The 17490-nt window shown below is 64.4% G+C and carries 22 protein-coding genes; 14 read left to right on the top strand and 8 right to left on the bottom strand.

The genetic code is table 11. From position 1 onward, the window contains the following. Positions 1–23: 23 nt before the first annotated feature. Genes secB through NUH88_RS10890 form a run of 3 tightly spaced genes read right to left on the bottom strand, consistent with a single transcriptional unit; the run spans position 24 to position 1701 of the window. A complete protein-coding gene (gene secB, locus NUH88_RS10900) occupies positions 24–542 on the bottom strand; it encodes a protein-export chaperone SecB (protein WP_257772121.1) in 519 nt (172 codons plus the stop codon). A gap of 41 nt (positions 543–583) precedes the next feature. Next, the gene (locus tag NUH88_RS10895; protein WP_257772120.1) at positions 584–1138 is read right to left on the bottom strand and encodes a histidine phosphatase family protein; all 555 of its coding nucleotides are present in this window, start codon (positions 1136–1138) and stop codon (positions 584–586) included. Positions 1139–1179: 41 nt separating this feature from the next. Beyond that, positions 1180–1701, bottom strand: coding sequence for an FxsA family protein (locus NUH88_RS10890; protein WP_257772119.1), 522 nt, complete (start codon positions 1699–1701; stop codon positions 1180–1182). 162 nt (positions 1702–1863) lie between these two features. Between NUH88_RS10890 and NUH88_RS10885 the strand changes: the two genes are divergently transcribed. From NUH88_RS10885 to NUH88_RS10870, 4 genes are all read left to right on the top strand, one after another. Then, positions 1864–2538, top strand: coding sequence for a Tim44/TimA family putative adaptor protein (locus NUH88_RS10885; protein ID WP_257772118.1), 675 nt, complete (start codon positions 1864–1866; stop codon positions 2536–2538). A 39-nt stretch (positions 2539–2577) separates the two neighbouring features. Beyond that, complete coding sequence (mltA, locus tag NUH88_RS10880) at positions 2578–3753, top strand: murein transglycosylase A (protein ID WP_257772117.1); 1176 nt, start codon at positions 2578–2580, stop codon at positions 3751–3753. Positions 3754–4014: 261 nt separating this feature from the next. Beyond that, a complete protein-coding gene (locus NUH88_RS10875; RefSeq protein WP_257772116.1) occupies positions 4015–4623 on the top strand; it encodes a Smr/MutS family protein in 609 nt (202 codons plus the stop codon). Continuing rightward, on the top strand, positions 4620–4991 hold the full coding sequence (locus NUH88_RS10870; RefSeq protein WP_257772114.1) for a helix-turn-helix domain-containing protein: 372 nt from the start codon (positions 4620–4622) through the stop codon (positions 4989–4991). The genes NUH88_RS10875 and NUH88_RS10870 overlap by 4 nt, the downstream gene beginning before the upstream one ends. Here the strand turns inward: NUH88_RS10870 and hslU are convergent, their stop codons facing one another. Continuing rightward, positions 4992–6302, bottom strand: coding sequence for an ATP-dependent protease ATPase subunit HslU (gene hslU, locus NUH88_RS10865; RefSeq protein WP_257772112.1), 1311 nt, complete (start codon positions 6300–6302; stop codon positions 4992–4994). 49 nt (positions 6303–6351) lie between these two features. After that, on the bottom strand, positions 6352–6918 hold the full coding sequence (gene hslV, locus NUH88_RS10860) for an ATP-dependent protease subunit HslV (RefSeq protein ID WP_257772111.1): 567 nt from the start codon (positions 6916–6918) through the stop codon (positions 6352–6354). 158 nt (positions 6919–7076) lie between these two features. Here hslV and hisB point away from each other — a divergent pair, with 158 nt between their 5' ends. Genes hisB through NUH88_RS10825 form a run of 7 tightly spaced genes read left to right on the top strand, consistent with a single transcriptional unit; the run spans position 7077 to position 11145 of the window. Next, complete coding sequence (gene hisB / locus NUH88_RS10855) at positions 7077–7685, top strand: imidazoleglycerol-phosphate dehydratase HisB (protein ID WP_257772109.1); 609 nt, start codon at positions 7077–7079, stop codon at positions 7683–7685. After that, a complete protein-coding gene (gene hisH / locus NUH88_RS10850; protein WP_257772107.1) occupies positions 7682–8359 on the top strand; it encodes an imidazole glycerol phosphate synthase subunit HisH in 678 nt (225 codons plus the stop codon). Before hisB ends, hisH begins: the two co-directional genes overlap by 4 nt. 12 nt (positions 8360–8371) lie before the next feature. Beyond that, positions 8372–8926: a GNAT family N-acetyltransferase gene (locus NUH88_RS10845; protein WP_257772105.1), complete on the top strand. Its 555-nt coding sequence runs from the start codon at positions 8372–8374 to the stop codon at positions 8924–8926. Further along, complete coding sequence (hisA, locus tag NUH88_RS10840) at positions 8923–9666, top strand: 1-(5-phosphoribosyl)-5-[(5-phosphoribosylamino)methylideneamino]imidazole-4-carboxamide isomerase (RefSeq protein WP_257772103.1); 744 nt, start codon at positions 8923–8925, stop codon at positions 9664–9666. Before NUH88_RS10845 ends, hisA begins: the two co-directional genes overlap by 4 nt. Continuing rightward, positions 9666–10427 carry an imidazole glycerol phosphate synthase subunit HisF gene (hisF, locus tag NUH88_RS10835; RefSeq protein WP_257772101.1) on the top strand — a complete coding sequence of 254 codons (762 nt, stop codon included), beginning with the start codon at positions 9666–9668 and terminating at the stop codon, positions 10425–10427. The genes hisA and hisF overlap by 1 nt, the downstream gene beginning before the upstream one ends. After that, positions 10424–10744: a phosphoribosyl-ATP diphosphatase gene (locus tag NUH88_RS10830; protein ID WP_257772099.1), complete on the top strand. Its 321-nt coding sequence runs from the start codon at positions 10424–10426 to the stop codon at positions 10742–10744. Before hisF ends, NUH88_RS10830 begins: the two co-directional genes overlap by 4 nt. 35 nt (positions 10745–10779) lie before the next feature. Next, complete coding sequence (locus tag NUH88_RS10825) at positions 10780–11145, top strand: histidine triad nucleotide-binding protein (protein ID WP_257772097.1); 366 nt, start codon at positions 10780–10782, stop codon at positions 11143–11145. A 12-nt stretch (positions 11146–11157) separates the two neighbouring features. On the opposite strand, the gene NUH88_RS10820 is transcribed toward NUH88_RS10825, so the two are convergent. Continuing rightward, on the bottom strand, positions 11158–11556 hold the full coding sequence (locus NUH88_RS10820) for a DUF427 domain-containing protein (RefSeq protein ID WP_257772095.1): 399 nt from the start codon (positions 11554–11556) through the stop codon (positions 11158–11160). Positions 11557–11883: 327 nt separating this feature from the next. Between NUH88_RS10820 and NUH88_RS10815 the strand changes: the two genes are divergently transcribed. The 3 genes from NUH88_RS10815 (at position 11884) to NUH88_RS10805 (ending at position 15623) form a co-directional block, all read left to right on the top strand. Then, complete coding sequence (locus NUH88_RS10815) at positions 11884–13140, top strand: pentapeptide repeat-containing protein (protein ID WP_257772093.1); 1257 nt, start codon at positions 11884–11886, stop codon at positions 13138–13140. A 53-nt stretch (positions 13141–13193) separates the two neighbouring features. Next, positions 13194–14720: a YifB family Mg chelatase-like AAA ATPase gene (locus NUH88_RS10810; protein ID WP_257772092.1), complete on the top strand. Its 1527-nt coding sequence runs from the start codon at positions 13194–13196 to the stop codon at positions 14718–14720. A 75-nt stretch (positions 14721–14795) separates the two neighbouring features. After that, a complete protein-coding gene (locus NUH88_RS10805) occupies positions 14796–15623 on the top strand; it encodes a DNA/RNA non-specific endonuclease (protein ID WP_257772091.1) in 828 nt (275 codons plus the stop codon). Positions 15624–15626: 3 nt separating this feature from the next. Here NUH88_RS10805 and gshB read toward each other — a convergent pair whose 3' ends face one another. Beyond that, positions 15627–16568, bottom strand: a complete 942-nt coding sequence (gene gshB / locus NUH88_RS10800) for a glutathione synthase (protein WP_257772090.1) — start codon at positions 16566–16568, stop codon at positions 15627–15629. A gap of 97 nt (positions 16569–16665) precedes the next feature. Further along, a complete protein-coding gene (locus NUH88_RS10795; RefSeq protein ID WP_257772089.1) occupies positions 16666–17487 on the bottom strand; it encodes a SirB1 family protein in 822 nt (273 codons plus the stop codon). Between the last annotated feature and the right edge of the window lie 3 nt (positions 17488–17490).

Here is a 17490-nt window from a genome sequence, read left to right as displayed (position 1 = left end):
GGCCGAGTGATTGGACAGAGCGGTCAGGCGTTGCCTTCGGGCTCGATCGCGGCGACATCCACGCCGCCATTTTCCCCGCGCTGGAGCTCGTTCTTCTGGAACACGCCGAGAAAATCGATCGGCTGGATATGCAGCGGCGGGTAGCCGCCATCCGCCGTGACTTGACCGATGATCTGCCGTGCGAATGGAAAGAGAAGTCGCGCGCATTCGACCATCAACACATATTCCACCTGGTCTGCACGGACATTTTCGAACTGGAAGACCCCGGCATAGGCGAGTTCCACGATGAAGACTTTCTCGCCTTCATGGATGCCGTTCACGTTTAGCTGAAGGATGACTTCGTAGACATTGTCGGCCATGCGTTCGGCGCGGACATCGACGCCGATCTCGATTTCGGGGCGGATATCGGCACGCAGGCTCCACGGCGCCTTTGGATTCTCGAAGGAGAGGTCCTTTATGTATTGCGCCTTCACCGTCATCGAGAAGGTGTTGATGGCGTTCCCCGCCTCGTCGGTCGCGTTGCCGGTCTCGGTATCGGTCATCGGTCTTGTCTCTGCCGGAGGAATTCGAAGGCGCGTGGGTATCACGGATCGGGGGTATGAACAACCTCTCCGGCGCCGTCCCGCTGGACCTTGACCACGGTACCGTTGGGAACCGGGATGCCGGTCAGGCGTCGGATGAAGCCCCAGTGGCTGACGCAGAGAACGCGGTCCCAGTCTTCGCGCGCGGAATTGCCGTCGAGAAAGGCGTCGACCCGGGCAAAGACCTCGTGCTCCTGCTCGTGATGATCGGTCCACCATTGCTCGTCGATATGGTCGAAGGAAAGATGCGGCCAGTCCTGCCGCAGGACCGACCGGGTGCGGCCGATATCGCAGACGAAATGCTTGTGCTCGCGGATCAGGGGGTCGATGCGGATCTCAAGAGACAGTGCGTCCGAGAGGATATGCGCGGTTTCCAGCGCCCGCCGGTAGGGGCTGGAAACGATATGATCGATCGCGCTTCCCTTGAGCGCCTCCGCAGAGTGCCGGATCTGCGCATGTCCCAGTTCCGTGAGAGCGGGATCCTCGATCCCCGGATCCTCCCCGGTGGCGCCGTAGTGAACGTTGAATTCGGATTGCCCGTGGCGGACGAACAGCATGATCCCTGTCTTTTCCTTTTGATTGTACCTATGCGGTGGGCTTAGCGCGGCGGGAGTTTCCTGTCTGCATCCTTGTCCTGCTGGGATGTGCTGTCCCCCGCGTCTTCGGTGAGGTCCTCGTAGTCACCGTCGATGACGGTCCGGTTCCCGGCAGTGCCTGGCGTCTTGCCGGGGTCCGTGCGGACGATCCAGACGTTTGACTGAGCAGACCGGCCGAGGCCGCGAAACAGATAGCCGATGAAGACGACCCGGAGCGGCGGAACGAAGAGCAGGAAACCGGCGATGTCCGTGACGAAACCCGGAATGAAAAGCAAGACTGCGGCCAGCAGAAGGCCGACACCGTCGACGATCTCCGCGAGCGGCGTCTGTTCCTGGCGCAGATTTTCCTGCGCCCGCCTCAGAACCGCCGTTCCCTGGCTACGGAACATCAGCGCGCCGAGGGCCGCGGTCAGCAGCGTGAGGCCGACGGTCGCCCAGCCGCCGATGATTCCGCCGACTTCCGCGAAGACATAGATCTCGAGAACCGGAATTCCGATCAGGATCAATAGGAAGACGAGGGCCATAGTTGTTCTTTCAAAAGTGACAGCCTATCTATGCTGTAGTACGGTCGCCGGACGGTCAAAAGCGGCAGGTCGTTGCCTTTCGGGCAAGGGTAAGCCGAACCGGGCGTTGGTGATCTTCTCCTAGGGTGGATAAGGGTTTTCGAACCCGTAGTTAAGGGCGATATGGGCGACGGCTTCGCTTTCTTCGACATAATTCTTTTCGCACTGCTTGCGGGATACTTGGTTTTCAAGCTGCGTAACGTGCTTGGCAAACGCACCGGACATGAGGAACGGCATACCGATCCGTTCTCCCCGGCACCCGAGCGTCCCGCGAACTCCGACAATGTCATCAAGCTCCCCGACCGGGAGCATGAAACCGTGCCCGGAGATCAGGAGAACGGAGAGCTCTCCGATCTGATGCGCGTGAAGATGGCGGATCCCTCCTTCGACGAGATCGAGTTCCTGAAAGGTGCCCGGACCGCGTTCGAATGGATCGTCGAGGCCTTTGCGAAAGGCGATCTCGACGGGCTGCGTCCGTTGCTTGGCGACGATTTGATGAGTGCCTTTGCCGGCGCTGTCGAGGAGCGCGAAAAGGCGGGCGAGAGCCAGGAGACCACGATCTCCTCCTTCCGCTCCGCGCTGATCAATGACGTCACGCTGGCCGGTTCGGTCGCCCGGGTGACCGTCGAATTCATCACAGACCAGGTCAAGGTGACCCATGCTTCGGACGGTTCCGTGGTCGACGGCGATCCGGACAGGATCGAGACAGTGACCGATCTCTGGACCTTCGAGCGGGACATAAGCTCCCGTGATCCGAACTGGCGCCTCGTCGCGACTGGCGTGCCGGAAGACGAGTAACGGCGCCCGGCGCACGTCCGGAACTGACGGGAAGACATTTTGTCCGCTCGCACTCTCTGGCTCCTGATCTTTTTCGTACTGGCCGGCTGCACGCCGGAACAGCCCCCGGAGCCTGCGGCGCCGGAACAGGTCAGTTATGAGAAGGTTGCGCTCTCCTCGCTTCCGGGCTGGTCCGAGGACCGTTTGCAGGAAGCGCTCCCGGCGCTGAAACGGTCCTGCGGCAAGATGCGCCGCCAATCCGATAGCAGCACAGTCGCACCGGCGGAAATCGGCGGCACGGTCGCGGACTGGCGCGGGGCCTGCGATGCACTGTCCCGCCTCTCGGACAGCAGCGGCGACACCGCGGTACGCGCGTTCCTCGGCGACTGGTTCGACGCTTATGCGGTCAAACCCGGACCCGGGCTTTTCACCGGATATTACGAGCCGGAACTCAACGGCGCGCTCCAGCCCCGGCAAGGCTTCGAGACCCCGCTGCTTGCCCGTCCGGACGATCTCGTTCTGGTCAATCTCGGCGATTGGCGCTCCGGCCTGCGCGGCGAGCGCATCGCGGGGCGGCTCCGCAGCGGACGGCTGGTGCCGTACGAGAGCCGGGCGGAAATCGAGTCCGGGGCGCTGGGCCAGGCCGCGCAGCCGCTGGTCTGGCTCGACGATCCGATCGATGCCTTCTTCCTGCATATCCAGGGCTCCGGACGAATCCGGCTTGAGGACGGCCGGATCCTTCGTGTCGGATATGACGGCCATAACGGACATATCTATTATCCGATCGGCCGCTATCTGGTGGAGAGCGGGGAAATCGACAAGGACGCGATCTCGCTGCAGACCATCCGGGCCTGGCTGAAGGCCAATCCCGCGCAGATGCACGGGGTGATGAACCGCAACCCCTCTTACATTTTCTTCCGCGCGATCGATGGCGAGGGTCCCATCGGCGCACAGGGCGTGGCGCTCACAGCCGGACGTTCTCTTGCCGTCGACCGCCGCTACATCCCGCTCGGCGCGCCTGTCTGGCTGGATATCGATTACCCGGACGAGAGCGGAAAACCTCTGAAACGCCTGGTCGTCGCGCAGGATACCGGCGGCGCGATCAAGGGCGCGGTGCGCGGCGACGTGTTCTGGGGGCATGGCGCATCGGCGGCGGAAAAAGCCGGTCCCATGGCTGCGGAGGGACGATATTTCGTGCTTCTGCCGAAAAATCTCGATATTGCCTTAAGGCAGTAGCCGTCCGAGCCGCGCCGGTGCTCCGCGACGACCGATACCGACCCGGGACCCAGCCGTGACCGCGCACCGAGTTCTCGATTTGACCCACTACGCGACGACACCCGCGAAACCCGATGGGACTACCCCCGGTTTTTCCGCGGACTCCTCTCCGGGGACATACCTCATGTGCCTTATGCTCCACGGTATTTCCGGAGCGGAAAAGCAGTTGGCGCTACCTGTTTTTTGCCGGTCCGTCGGCCCGGTGCGGGGCTGAGCGGCGGCATGGCGCGGCGGCCGACACCGGATGAGCTCGATCTCTGGCGTAAGGTCGTCGCCGACGCCGAGCCCCTGACGCCGGAGCGGCGAAAGGCCCTCGATGCGGAAACGCCCGAGGTGCCACAGATAATGCAGAAAGCGGCCGGAAAGAGCACAAAGCCCAAAGACGGGATTGCTCCGCGCCATCATTCCCGCCCGAACGGAGATCCCGCGCTCGACCGGATCAAGGTCCCGAGCGCACTTGCCGAGCATGATCCGGGTAAGGCGCCAGGCATCGACCGGCGCACCTCGCTGCGTATCAAGCGCGGCAAGCAGCAGATCGACGGCCGGATCGACCTGCACGGCATGCGCCAGGACGAGGCGCACCGCGCGCTCAATGCTTTCATCAACGGCGCCTACAAGCGCGGAGACCGCTGCGTGCTGGTGATTACCGGCAAGGGCAGCCGCTCCGGTGACGGCGAACGCGAGGCCGGGGTGCTGCGCCGGATGACGCCGCGCTGGCTGACCGACGGGAGCAACAAGGAAAAAGTCCTCGCTTACTCCCCGGCCCAGCCGCAGCACGGCGGCAGCGGCGCGCTCTATGTCATGCTGAGGCGGCGGAGGGAGCGGAAATGACACCGTTCGGCGCGAAGATCCGTGCGCTCCGGGCGGAGCGCGGCGTTACCCTGAAGCAGATGGCAGCGGCCCTGCAGGTCTCGTCGGCCTATCTCTCGGCGCTTGAGCATGGCCGCAAGGGCCGCCCGACGGTCGGGCTGATCCACCAGATCTGCCAGTATTTCGGCCTGATCTGGGACGACGCGGAGGATCTGAAGAAGCTCGCCAAACGCTCCAACCCGCGCGTCGTCATCGACACCGCCGGGCTCAGCCCGAAGGCGACGGAGCTCGCCAACACACTGGCTGACCGGATCCGCGAACTCGACGACCCCAGGATCGATACCCTGCTCGCCGAACTGGCCCCGCCCGGCAAGGGGCCGCGGTACTGATCAGAGAATGAACTTGCTGAGGTCGGTGTCCTGCGCCAGGTCGCCGACATGTTCCTTCACGTAGGCGGCGTCGATCTTGACCGTCTCGCCGCCGCGGTCGGAGGCGGTGAAGCTGATCTCGTCGAGCAGCTTTTCCATCACCGTGTGCAGCCGGCGGGCGCCGATATTCTCGACATTCTTGTTGATGTCGACGGTGAGGTCGGCAAGCGCGTCGATCGCCTCGTCGGCGATGTCGAGCGTCACTTCCTCCGTCGCCATCAGCGCCGTGTATTGCCGGATCAGGCTGTTTTCCGGTTCCGTCAGGATCTGGCGGAAATCGTCGCGGGTGAGCGCTTTCAGCTCGACCCGGTTCGGCAGGCGTCCCTGCAGTTCCGGCAGCAGGTCGGACGGCTTGGCGAGATGGAAAGCGCCGCTGGCGATGAAGAGGATGAAGTCGGTTTTCACCGAGCCGTGCTTGGTCGCCACCGTGGTGCCTTCGATCAGCGGCAGCAGGTCGCGCTGCACGCCCTCGCGGCTGACATCGGCGCCGCTGCGCTCGGCGCGGGCCGTGATCTTGTCGATCTCGTCCAGGAAGACGATGCCGTTCTGCTCGACGGACTCGATGGCCTCGCGGACGACCTTTTCCTCGTCGAGCAGGTTGTCCGCTTCCTCGTCGACCAGGACCTTGTAGGATTCCGCGACTGTCATGCGGCGCTTTTTGGTCCGGCCGCCGAAAGCCTTGCCGAGCATGTCGTTGAGATTGAGCATGCCCATCTGCGCGCCCGGCATGCCGGGGATCTCGAAGGTCGGCATGCCACCGCCGCCCTGATCGGCGGTCTCGATCTCGATTTCCTTGTCGTCGAGCTGGCCCTCGCGCAGCATCTTGCGGAATTTCTGCTTGGTCTCGGCGCTCGCGGTCTCGCCGACAAGGGCATCCACCACGCGGTCTTCCGCCGCGAGCTCGGCCTTGGCATGCACGGATTTGCGCATTTTCTCGCGCACCTGACCGATAGCAACCTCGACAAGGTCGCGGATGATCTGCTCCACGTCGCGGCCGACATAGCCGACTTCGGTGAACTTGGTGGCCTCGACCTTGATGAAGGGTGCCTCGGCCAGCTTGGCGAGGCGTCGCGCGATCTCGGTTTTGCCGACGCCGGTCGGACCGATCATCAGGATGTTCTTCGGCTGTACCTCCTCGCGGATATCGTCCGCGAGTTGCTGCCGGCGCCAGCGGTTGCGGAGCGCGATCGCGACGGCGCGCTTGGCGTCCTTCTGGCCGATGATGAAGCGGTCGAGTTCTGAGACGATCTCACGCGGGCTAAAGGCGGTCATGGGGTGATTTACCAGCTTTCGGTAGCGCCACTCTGTCGGGCGTTTTCAATCAGTTGTCGGAGTCGAGAGCTTCGAGGGTGAGGTTCTCGTTGGTATAGATACAGATATCGGCGGCGATCTTCATCGCCTTGCGGGCGATCGCCTCGGCATCCATGTCGTCGCGGTCGACCAGCGCACGGGCGGCGGCCAGGGCGAAGGACCCGCCCGAGCCGATGCCGATCAGCCCGTCTTCCGGCTCCAGCACGTCGCCGTTGCCGGTCAGCACCAGCGAGGCGGAACTGTCGGCGACCGCCATCATGGCTTCCAGCCGGCGCAGGTATCGGTCGGTGCGCCAGTCCTTGGCGAGCTCGACCGCGGCGCGGGTAAGCTGGCCCGGATGCTTCTCCAGCTTCTCCTCAAGCCGCTCGAAAAGCGTGAAGGCGTCCGCGGTGGCACCGGCGAAGCCGGCGATCACGTCGCCGCCGCCGATCCGGCGCACCTTGCGCGCCTCGGCCTTCATCACCGTGTTGCCGAAACAGACCTGGCCGTCTCCGGCAACCACCACGCGGCCGTTCTTGCGCACCGAGAGGATTGTCGTGCCGTGCCACTGGATCGGGTCCGTGCCCTGTCTGTCCATGAGAACTCCATTGAATGCGTGCCCGTCCAAGTGGGGCATGCGGGGAATAACGTCAAGACGGTTCGCTCCGCAACCCGCGGGGGCAGAGCCCCGGAGATTGGCATTCTCCCGTGGTTCCTGCTACATAGCCGCCGTGCATTTTCTCGGAGCAGAAATCCATGTCCGACAGCCGCAGCGCGACCGTGAAGCGCGTGACCAATGAGACCACCATTTCCGCCGAACTGACCCTCGACGGGACCGGCCGTTTCGATATCGAAACAGGCGTTGGTTTCCTTGACCATATGCTGGAGCAGCTGTCGCGGCATTCGCTCATCGACATGAAAGTGCGGGCCGAGGGCGATCTGCATATCGACGCGCACCACACGACGGAGGATTGCGGCTGGGCGATCGGCGATGCGTTTTCGAAGGCGCTTGGGGACCGCAAGGGGATCACCCGCTACGGTTCCTCCTATCTGCCGATGGACGAGGCCCTCAGCCGGGTGGCGCTCGACTGTTCGAACCGGCCGTTCCTGGTCTGGCGAGCGAGCCTGCCGGCGCAGAAGCTCGGCGAGATGGATACCGAGCTGTTCCGCGAGTTCTTCCAGGCCTTCTCCCAGGCGGCCGGGCTGACCCTGCATATCGAGAATCTCTACGGCGACAACACGCACCATATCGTCGAGTCCATCTTCAAGGGCGTCGGCCGGGCGCTGCGCCAGGCGGTCGAGATCGATCCGCGCCGCGCCGATGCCGTGCCCTCGACCAAAGGCACCCTCGGTGGGTCCCTGTGACCGCCGCCGGCGGGCCCACTTCCGTCGCGGTCGTCGATTACGGGTCCGGCAATCTCCGCTCGGTGGCGAAAGCCGTCGAGCGGGTGGCGTCGGAACGCGGACCGGGAACGGACGTGCAGGTGACATCCGATCCGGCGGTGGTCCGCCGGGCCGGGCGGATCGTGCTGCCGGGCGTTGGCGCATTCGCGGATTGCCGCGGCGGGCTCTACGGCTTACCGGGCATGGTCGAGGCGCTGACGGACGCGGTGATCGAGCGGGGCACGCCCTTCCTCGGGATCTGCGTCGGCATGCAGCTGATGGCGGATCGCGGCCTTGAGCACGTGGTCTCCGAAGGCCTCGGATGGATCGGCGGCGAAGTGAAGCTGATCGAGCCGGCGCCGACGGAAGACGGATTGCCGCGCAAGGTTCCGCATATGGGCTGGAACCGCCTTTCCCTGCTACAACCGGAGCATCCGCTGCTGAAAGGGATCGAAGAGGGCGCCTTCGTTTACTATGTGCATTCCTATCTCTTCGACGTCGCCGACAGGTCGGATCTGGCGGCCGTGAGCGATTACGGCGGCGAGATCGCGGCTATTGTCGGCCGGAAAAATTACTTCGGAACCCAGTTCCACCCCGAAAAGAGCCAGGCGAACGGACTTGCCTTCATCCGCAATTTCCTCGACTGGCGCCCCTGAGGGAGAACGGCGATGAAAGAAACGGACGTTGATACGCGTCCTCCGCCGGAAGCGACGGTGGAGGAGCTGACCGAGTTCGGCCCCGGCGACCTGCAGGATCTGTCGGACGCCGCCGAGGCTGCGATCATCGACGGCGGCGGCTTCGGCTGGATCTCCCCGCCGCCGCGCGAGACGCTGGAAGCTTTCTGGCGCGGGGTACTGCTCATTCCCGAGCGTCATCTCTTCGTCGGCCGGCTCGATGGCGTGATCGCCGGCTCCTGCCAGATCCAGCGCCCGGCCCGGAATAACGAGGCGCAGCGCCATACCTGCAATCTGACGACGACCTTCGTCGCACCCTGGGGCCGTGGCCACGGACTCTCCCGCGACCTGGTTGAGATCGCGGAGAAATACGCCCGGGACGAAGGCTTCAAGGTGCTGACCCTCGATGTGCGCGAGACCCAGCATGCGGCGATCCGGCTCTATGAGCGGCTGGGTTTCGTCCGCTTCGGGACCCTGCCGCACTATGCCTATGTGCGCGACGGCTATGTCGCCGGTCACTTCTATTACAAGGAACTGGACGCGGTATGATCCTGTTTCCCGCGATCGATCTGAAGGAGGGCCAGTGCGTCCGTCTTCTGAAAGGCGAGATGGACTCGGCGACGGTCTTCAACGACGACCCGGGCGCCCAGGCGAAACTGTTTCAGGATGCGGGCTGTGCCTGGATCCACGTGGTCGATCTCGATGGCGCCTTCGCCGGGGAGACCCGGAACGGCGATGCGGTCGGGCGCATCCTCGACGCGGTCGACGTGCCGGTGCAGCTCGGCGGCGGCATTCGCGACATGAAGGCGATCGACGCCTGGCTGGAAAAAGGTATCGCCCGGGTGATCCTCGGCACCGTCGCACTGCGCGAGCCGGAGCTGGTGAAGGCGGCCTGCGCCCGCCACCCGGGACGGATCGCCGTCGGCATCGACGCACGGAACGGAATGGTCGCCGTCGAGGGCTGGGCCGAAACCTCGTCTCTCTCTGCGGTGGATCTCGCCCGGAAGTTCGAGGGCTGCGGCGTCGCCGCCATCATCTTCACCGATATCGACCGGGACGGAGCGCTCGGCGGGGTGAATGTGCAGGCGACCGCGGATCTTGCCAATGCGATCTCGACGCCGGTGATCGCCAGCGGCGGTGTCGCCTCATTGGAGGACCTCGCCGCGCTCAAGGCAGCGGGGGCTCCCGGCATTGCCGGTGCGATTTCCGGCCGGGCACTCTATGATGGACGGATCGATCTCGCCGAGGCCGTGAAGCTTCTGGCGGAACCGGCGAAGGAGAGCGCTTGATGCTGACCGCGCGCGTCATCCCCTGCCTCGACGTGAAGGACGGCCGGGTCGTCAAGGGCGTCAATTTCGTCGACCTGATCGATGCCGGCGATCCGGTCGAGCAGGCCAAGATCTACGACCGCGAGGGCGCGGACGAGCTCTGCTTCCTCGACATCACCGCGAGCCATGAGGAGCGGGACACGCTGTTCGACGTGGTTGCCCGGACGGCGGAGCAATGCTTCATGCCGCTCACCGTCGGTGGCGGGGTGCGAACTCTCGAGGATATTCGCAAGCTGCTGCTGGCAGGGGCCGACAAGGTCTCGATCAATACCGCGGCTGTGAAGGATCCGGACTTCGTGCGCCGCGCGGCGGAGAAGTTCGGCAGCCAGTGCATCGTCGTCGCGGTGGACGCGAAAAGCGTCGGGCCGGACCATTACGAGATCTTCACCCATGGCGGCCGCGAGCCGACCGGGATCGACGCGGTCGAATGGTCGCGCCGGATGACAGCGTACGGCGCGGGCGAGATCCTGCTGACCTCGATGGACCGGGACGGTACGAAACAAGGGTTCAACCTGCCGCTCACCCGAGCGATCTCGGACGCGGTCAGCGTCCCTGTCGTTGCCAGCGGCGGCGTGGGCACGTTGGAGCATTTCGCCGAGGGGGTGCTCGAGGGTCATGCCTCCGCGGTGCTGGCCGCCTCGGTCTTCCATTTCGGCACCTTCCGTATCGCCGAGGCGAAAGAAGCGATGGCGAAGGCAGGCATTCCCGTGAGGCTGCAATGAGCGAGCATGTCCTGGACCGGCTTTACGAGGTGATCGACAGCCGCAAGGGCGCCGATCCGGAGAGCTCATACACGGCCAAGCTGTTTGCCAAGGGACAGAAGAAGATCGCCGAGAAGCTCGGCGAGGAAGCGGTCGAGACCGTGATCGAGGGGGTGACCGGGGATGCGGAGAAGCTGACCGCCGAGAGCGCCGACCTGCTCTACCATCTGCTGGTGCTCTGGAGCGCCGCCGGGGTGAAGCCCGACGCGGTCTGGCAGGAATTGGCCCGGCGCCAGGGGATGTCCGGGATTGAGGAAAAGGCGCGCCGCAATACCTGATGTCCGGCGCCGGATTGTTGGGAGAGGGAAATCCGATGTCCTATGACGACCAGAATATCTTCGCCAAGATCCTGCGCGGCGAAATTCCGAACAAGACCGTCTATGAGGACGATCACGTCCTCGCATTCGAAGACATCCAGCCGCAGGCGCCGGTGCATGTGCTGGTGATCCCGAAGGGTCCTTACAAGTCGATGAACGAATTCTCCGCCGAGGCGAGCGACGCCGAGATCGTCGCCTGGGTGCGTGCGATCGGCAAGGTGGCGGAGATCGTCGAGGCGAAAGAGCCGGGCTACCGGCTGATCGTCAATAACGGCGAGGATGCCATCCAGGAAGTGCCGCACCTGCATATCCACGTGCTGGGCGGGCGCCGTCTCGGCCGGATGCTGCAGAAGGCGGACTGACCGGAGAGGGGATCAGTCCCCTTCCACGATCCTCATGTCGTCGCCCCAGAAGGAATGGAGCCCGTCGAGCGCCGCCGCGAAATCGAGCGCTCGGTAGGCCCACCCGACCTCGCACCCGTCGAGTGCGTAATACTCTGCATCGCCTTTCAGCGGGCAATGGGTCGTTTTCTCAAGCTTCTCCAGCCGGGCCGTTAGAGCCGCGGGCGGGAAATAGAGCCTTGGTTCGTAAACCTTGCGGCCGATCTCGATGACACGCACTGCATCCCGGCTATCGGCGACGAGAATGTCGCCGATATAGATCCGTGCGCGGCGGCCAGCCGGCTGAATGACCATGAAGTGGGCCGCATTGGCCGGATTGCGGATCGCTCCTTCCACAGGAGCGGTCTCCGGGGCGGCTTCCGTGGTCGACATGCTCGGCTCCTTCCTCGGGTGTCATACGGGATTCCATTTCGTCATTCCGCCTGCCGTTGCAACTCTTACGGCGGCGATCAAGGCCGTCACATTTTGGTGTGGCGGAACTCACCGACATACATACCGACTTTTCCTAAAATACAAATATTAAGGACAAACTTTTACGAATGGTCGTAGGGCTTTGTTTTTATTGATTGAACGAGAGTTCTGATTTCGATAGAGTAAAGGCATAAATAATCGTCCAATATGTAGAGAAAACCTTTGCTGTTTTATCTATATGTTGTGAGTGAAAGAGCGGCACTGCCGCAGGTGGTCCGGGACGGGACTATGCTAGTCGACGAACTGCAGCAAGAACTCGCCAAGATTGTCTCCAAACACGAGGCCTTCCTGAGGCGTTATCCGGGCGGCGAGATTGCCGATCTGCGCCAGCGCGATCTGCGCGCCGTGCGTCTTCCGGGAGCGGATCTGCGCCAGGCGTTGCTTGCCGGCGCCAACCTTCAGAACGGCGTCTTTGCCGGCGCCAATCTTTCCGACGCGCAGATGATCACCGCGCGTCTCAGTAACTCTGATCTTTCCGGCTGCCGCCTGGTCGGCGCCAATCTCCGCGGCGCCTCGCTCGCCGGTGCGAAGCTGATGGCGGCGGACATGACCAATGCCGATCTCCGGCCGATGAAACTGCGCGATGTGCACCACGCGATCGAGCAGGTGGCGGATCTGCAGAACAGCGACATGTCCGAGGCGAAACTGGTCCGCACCGATCTCAGCAATGCCAATCTTTCGGGCGCGATCGCCGTCGGGGCGAATTTCTCCTCCGCGAAACTGACAAGCGCCAATCTGCATCACGCGGATCTCACCCGCTCGGTCTTCCGGGAAGCGGTGCTGCAGGGGGCTAATCTCCAGGGCGCCAATCTCAGCCAGGCCCAGCTTCGCGACAGCGATCTCTCCGGTGCCGATCTGCGCTCGTGCAATTTCGACGGCGTCGATCTGACCGATGCGGATCTGACGGATTGCCGGATCGCCAGCGGCATGGAGAACCTGCCGGAAGAAGTCCGCGAGCGGCTGGTGCAGCATTTCCACTGGGTTTCCTCCGGCGGGGTCAAAGGCACGCGCGGTGACTTCCGCGGCCTCGATCTCTCCGGACTTGACCTGAGCGGGACGGAGTTGAGCGCGTCCGAACTTTCCCGTGCCAACCTGAACGGCACCAAGCTGAAGGGCGCGTCCCTCCGGCTGTCGAACCTGGAGGGCGCCTGCATGACCCAGGCCGATCTCACCCGGGTCGATCTCCGCGGCGCCAATTTGAAAGACGCGGATCTGAGCGGCGCCACCCTGGTCTCGGCCCGGCTTTCCCGCATTGCCATCCTCAAACCCGGCACGCTCGAAGTACTGCGCGAGTGGCCGACCGATCTGCGCGGTGCCAAACTGGTCGGTGCCGATCTTCAGCGGGCCGATTTCGCCGGCGCCCTGGTCGAGCAGACCTGCTTCGATCATGCCAACGTCACCCATGCCTGCTTCACCGAGGTGGCGGTGCGGTCCTGCTCCTTCCACGATGTCCGCGGCGGCGACCCGGCCCTGCTCGAGCAGTAAAACCTTCTCTAGGCGCTCCATAACCCCCGGGAGGCAATCTCGGGGGAAGTCTTATGGTCGCGCGGGTTCGGACGGTGGCGTTCCGGGGGGTGGATACCCTCGATATCGACGTTCAGGTGCATATGGGAAACGGCCTGCCCGCCTTTTCCATCGTCGGCCTGCCGGCCAAGGCGGTGGACGAGAGCAAGGACCGGGTGCGGGCGGCTCTGAGTGCGCTCGGCCTCGCCCTGCCGCCGCAGCGGATCACGGTCAATCTGGCGCCCGCGGACGTCACCAAGGAAGGTAGCCATTACGACCTGCCGATCGCCGTTGGCATCTTGGTGCAGATGGGGGTGCTGCCGGCGGACGAGATCGCGGGCTATCTTGTGCTGGGGGAGCTGGCGCTGGACGGTCAGTTGACCGAGGTCTCCGGCATTCTCCCGGCCGCGCTCGGCGCTTCGGCCCGGGGTGCCGGGATCATCTGTCCCGAGAGCTGTGGGCCCGAGGCGGCCTGGGCGGGCAATATCGAGGTCCTGGCACCACGGAACCTGCTGGCGCTGATCAATCATTTCAAAGGCAGTCAGGTGCTGACGCCGCCCGATCCGGCGGGGCCGGAGGCGGCGGGCGCGCTGCCGGACCTCGCCGACGTGAAAGGCCAGGAAAGCGCCAAGCGCGCGCTGGAGATCGCCGCGGCAGGCGGCCACAATCTCCTGATGACGGGGCCACCCGGAGCCGGAAAATCTATGCTCGCCGCACGGCTGCCCGGCCTGCTGCCGCCGCTGGAGCCGCGGGAGGCACTGGAGGTCGCGATGATCCGAAGCGTCGCCGGGGACCTGAAGGGCGGGCGTATTTCGCGCACCCGCCCCTATCGCGATCCACATCATTCGAGTTCCATACCGGCCCTGGTCGGCGGCGGGTTGCAGGCCCGGCCGGGAGAGGTGTCGCTCGCCCATTGCGGGGTGCTCTTTCTCGACGAGCTGGCGGAATTTCCGCGCACTGTGCTGGACTCGCTGCGCCAATCTATCGAGACCGGCCAGGCGGTGGTCAGCCGGGCCAACAACCGGGTGACTTATCCGGCGCGCTTCCAGCTCATCGCGGCGATGAATCCCTGCCGCTGCGGCTATCTCTCCGACCCGGCGCACGCCTGCGGCCGGGCGCCGAAATGCGGCCTCGACTATCAGGCAAGGCTCTCCGGCCCGCTGCTCGACCGGTTCGATCTCCGCATTGAGATCGAACCCGTGTCCGCCCGCGCGCTGGCCGCGCCGCCGGAGGCCGAACCGTCCGAAACCGTCGCGGCGCGGGTCGCGCGCGCCCGGCAAATGCAGAAACGCCGCTTCGAGGCGGCGGGGGAAGAGGGCATCCAGCAGACCAATGCCGGGCTGAACGGAAGGCTGTTGGAGCAGGCGGCGCGGCCCGAGCCGGCGGGACAGGCGCTGATGGAGGAGGCGGCGCATCGCTTATCGCTCTCCGCCCGCGGATATCACCGCATCCTCCGGGTCGCCCGGACCATCGCCGATCTGGAAGGCTCGGAACCGGTCCGCCGCACCCATGTGGCCGAGGCGCTTGCCTATCGGGGGATCGTGCTGAAGCAGGCTGCATGAGTTGAATAATTTTCTACTCATCCGTTAGAGTAATATGTTATTCAATCGCATCGATAACCTTCGGTGCGATTGGACATGTACGGCTTTCCGCGGCAGTGCCGCCTGTCCGGGCTTTCGGCCCTGCTCCTGCTACTCATTTTTCCCCGCGCGCCGCTTCTGGCGGAGCCGCTCCTGGACCCGAACTGTCTGCAAGCCTGTCCGAAGGCGCAGAGCGAAAACCTGCTCGTCCGCCGCGAGAGCCACACGCTCTCGAACAACGCGGCGACCAAATTTGCGGACTGGGTCGCTTACGAGGTCGCGCCTGCCGATATCGGCAAGTCGAAGAAGAGGGTCTGGCGCGCGGACCCGGAGATCCCGCCGGAGGAGACTCTGGAGCCGGCGGACTATAAGGGGGCCCACAAGGCGCTGAAGACCGACCGCGGCCACCAAGCGCCGCTCGCCAGTTTTTCCAACGCCCCCGATTGGGCGACGACAAACTATCTCTCCAACATCACGCCGCAGAAGAGTGCGCTCAATCAGGGCCCCTGGAAGAACCTGGAAAGCGCGGTGCGTACGCTGGCCAAATCGGACGCGGGAACGGTCCATGTCCTCACCGGGCCGCTCTACGAGCACGAGATGCCGGCGCTGCCCGAAGCCGACGAGCCGCATCGGGTGCCGAGCGGATATTGGAAGATCGTGCTGCTGACGCGCGAGGGGACGGTGCTGGCGGCCGGCTTCGTACTGGACCAGGAAACGTCAAGGCGTGCCGATTACTGCGACGGACGCCACGACGTATCGGTATCGGAAATAGCCCGGCGCAGCGGGCTTGTCTTCGCCCCCGGAACGGTCTCTGCTCCGGCGGGCGATCTCCGCACCCGTCTTGGCTGCACTGCCCCTGTCAGCGTCGGTGCCTTGCCGGACTGAGTCTTATCCGAGCTTGGACTCGATCGCGTCCCAGAGTTCCGCCTCGATCGAACGACCGTCGAAACGGCCGAGCTCCTGCAGGCCGGTCGGAGAGGTGACGTTGATCTCGGTCAGATAGCGGCCGATCACGTCGATGCCGACGAAGATCAGCCCCTTCTCGGCGAGGGTCGGGCCGATGATTTCGCAGATTTCACGGTCGCGCGCGGTCAACTCCGCCTTTTCCGCGCGGCCGCCGACATGCATGTTGGAACGGGCCTCGCCCGCTGCCGGCACGCGGTTGATCGCGCCGACCGCCTTGCCGTCGATCAGGATCACCCGCTTGTCGCCCTGGCGGACCTCCGGCAGATAGCGCTGCACGATCACCGGCTCGCGATACATCTCGGTGAAAAGCTCAAGCAGGGAGTTCAGGTTCTCGTCGCCGGGCTTCAGGTGAAAGACCCCGGCGCCGCCATTGCCGAAGAGCGGCTTGACGATGATGTCCTCGTGCTCGGCCCGGAACTCCAGGATCTGCTCCCGGTCGTTGGTGATCAGGGTGGGCGGCATCACGTCTTCGAAATGGGTGACGAAGAGTTTCTCCGGTGCGTTCCGTACATGCACCGGGTCGTTCACCACCAGCGTCTTCGGGTGGATATGCTCCAGGATGTGGGTCGCGGTGATGTAGGACATGTCGAAAGGCGGATCCTGACGCATCAGGACCACGTCCATCTCCGAGAGATCCACCGTCTCCGGCTCGCCTAGACTGTAATGGTTGCCGAGCTCGCGGCGCACGTCGAGCGCGCGGACCCGGGCCAGCACCTTGCGGTCCCGGAAACTCAGATCCTTCGGCTGGTAATGATAGAGCTTGTGGCCCCGGCGCTTGGCCTCGAGCGCCATGACGAAGCTGCTGTCCCCGTTGATGTCGATTGCCTCGATCGGGTCCATCTGGATGGCGACGCCGAGCCCCATGCTTTCCTCCGTGCGGGTGCGCCAGTCAGGCAGGCGCGAATGTTCCGAGCGGCGACTATGTGGCGATTGGCGCCGTCCGATCAACCGCCTTTCCGGCTCAGTTCAATTGACTTTCCAGAACTTGAAGCATGCGCGCGACCTCCAGCCGTTCCGGCTCGGGGATATTGTCCGTGGCGAGGAAATCCCTGAGGCAGCCGATCGCGGCGCGGCGCTCGCCCTTGCGGGCCAGCAACAGGCCTTCCTCGCGCATCAGGCTCGGGAGGCCGGGTGCCAGAAGCCGCATGTCGCGAATCACCCGGAGTGCCGGCTCCAGCTTGCCGTTGCGGAGCAGGCGCAGCTTGATATTGTTCTGGAGTCGCAACAAAATATCGAGGTCGCTGACATCGCGGTAATGCGCCTGGCTCAACTCGGCCTGCTCACCCTGAAAACTTGTCAGCAGGCGCCTGAGATCGCGGGCATCGAGGACCGCACCGCCGTTGAAGGGGTCGATGATCTGCCGGGCACCGCCGTCCTGGACGCGGATCAGGAAATGGTTCGGGAAATTAAGCCCTCCGGCATCGAGTCCGAGCGCCCGTGCCGTCGCGATATAGAGAATGCCGAGCGCGACCGGCAGGCCCTTGCGCCGGTCGATCACGCGGATCAGGTTGGCGTTCTGCGGGTCGTCATAGGTCTTCTCGTCGCCCGCAAAGCCGAATTCCCCGGCGAAGGTCTCAGCGAGCGCCGCGGCAGGGCTGCTTTCGCCGCGGGCCCGCGCGCTCTCGCTGAAGGAGTCGAGTTGCTCGCGATAGCGGTCCAGCGGCACGCCAGGGCGGTCGAGGGAGGCCAGCAGCAGTGCCGCTTCGGCGAGACCCTCTGCCGCGAGGCCCTCCTTGCCGATCCTCTCGAGGCTAGCGCGGGTGCTCTCCGGATCGGGGATCATGGA

Source organism: Nisaea acidiphila (assembly GCF_024662015.1).
Classification (GTDB): domain Bacteria; phylum Pseudomonadota; class Alphaproteobacteria; order Thalassobaculales; family Thalassobaculaceae; genus Nisaea; species Nisaea acidiphila.
Note: the sequence above shows the minus strand (reverse complement) of the source record. Positions and strands in the feature narration are given on the sequence as shown.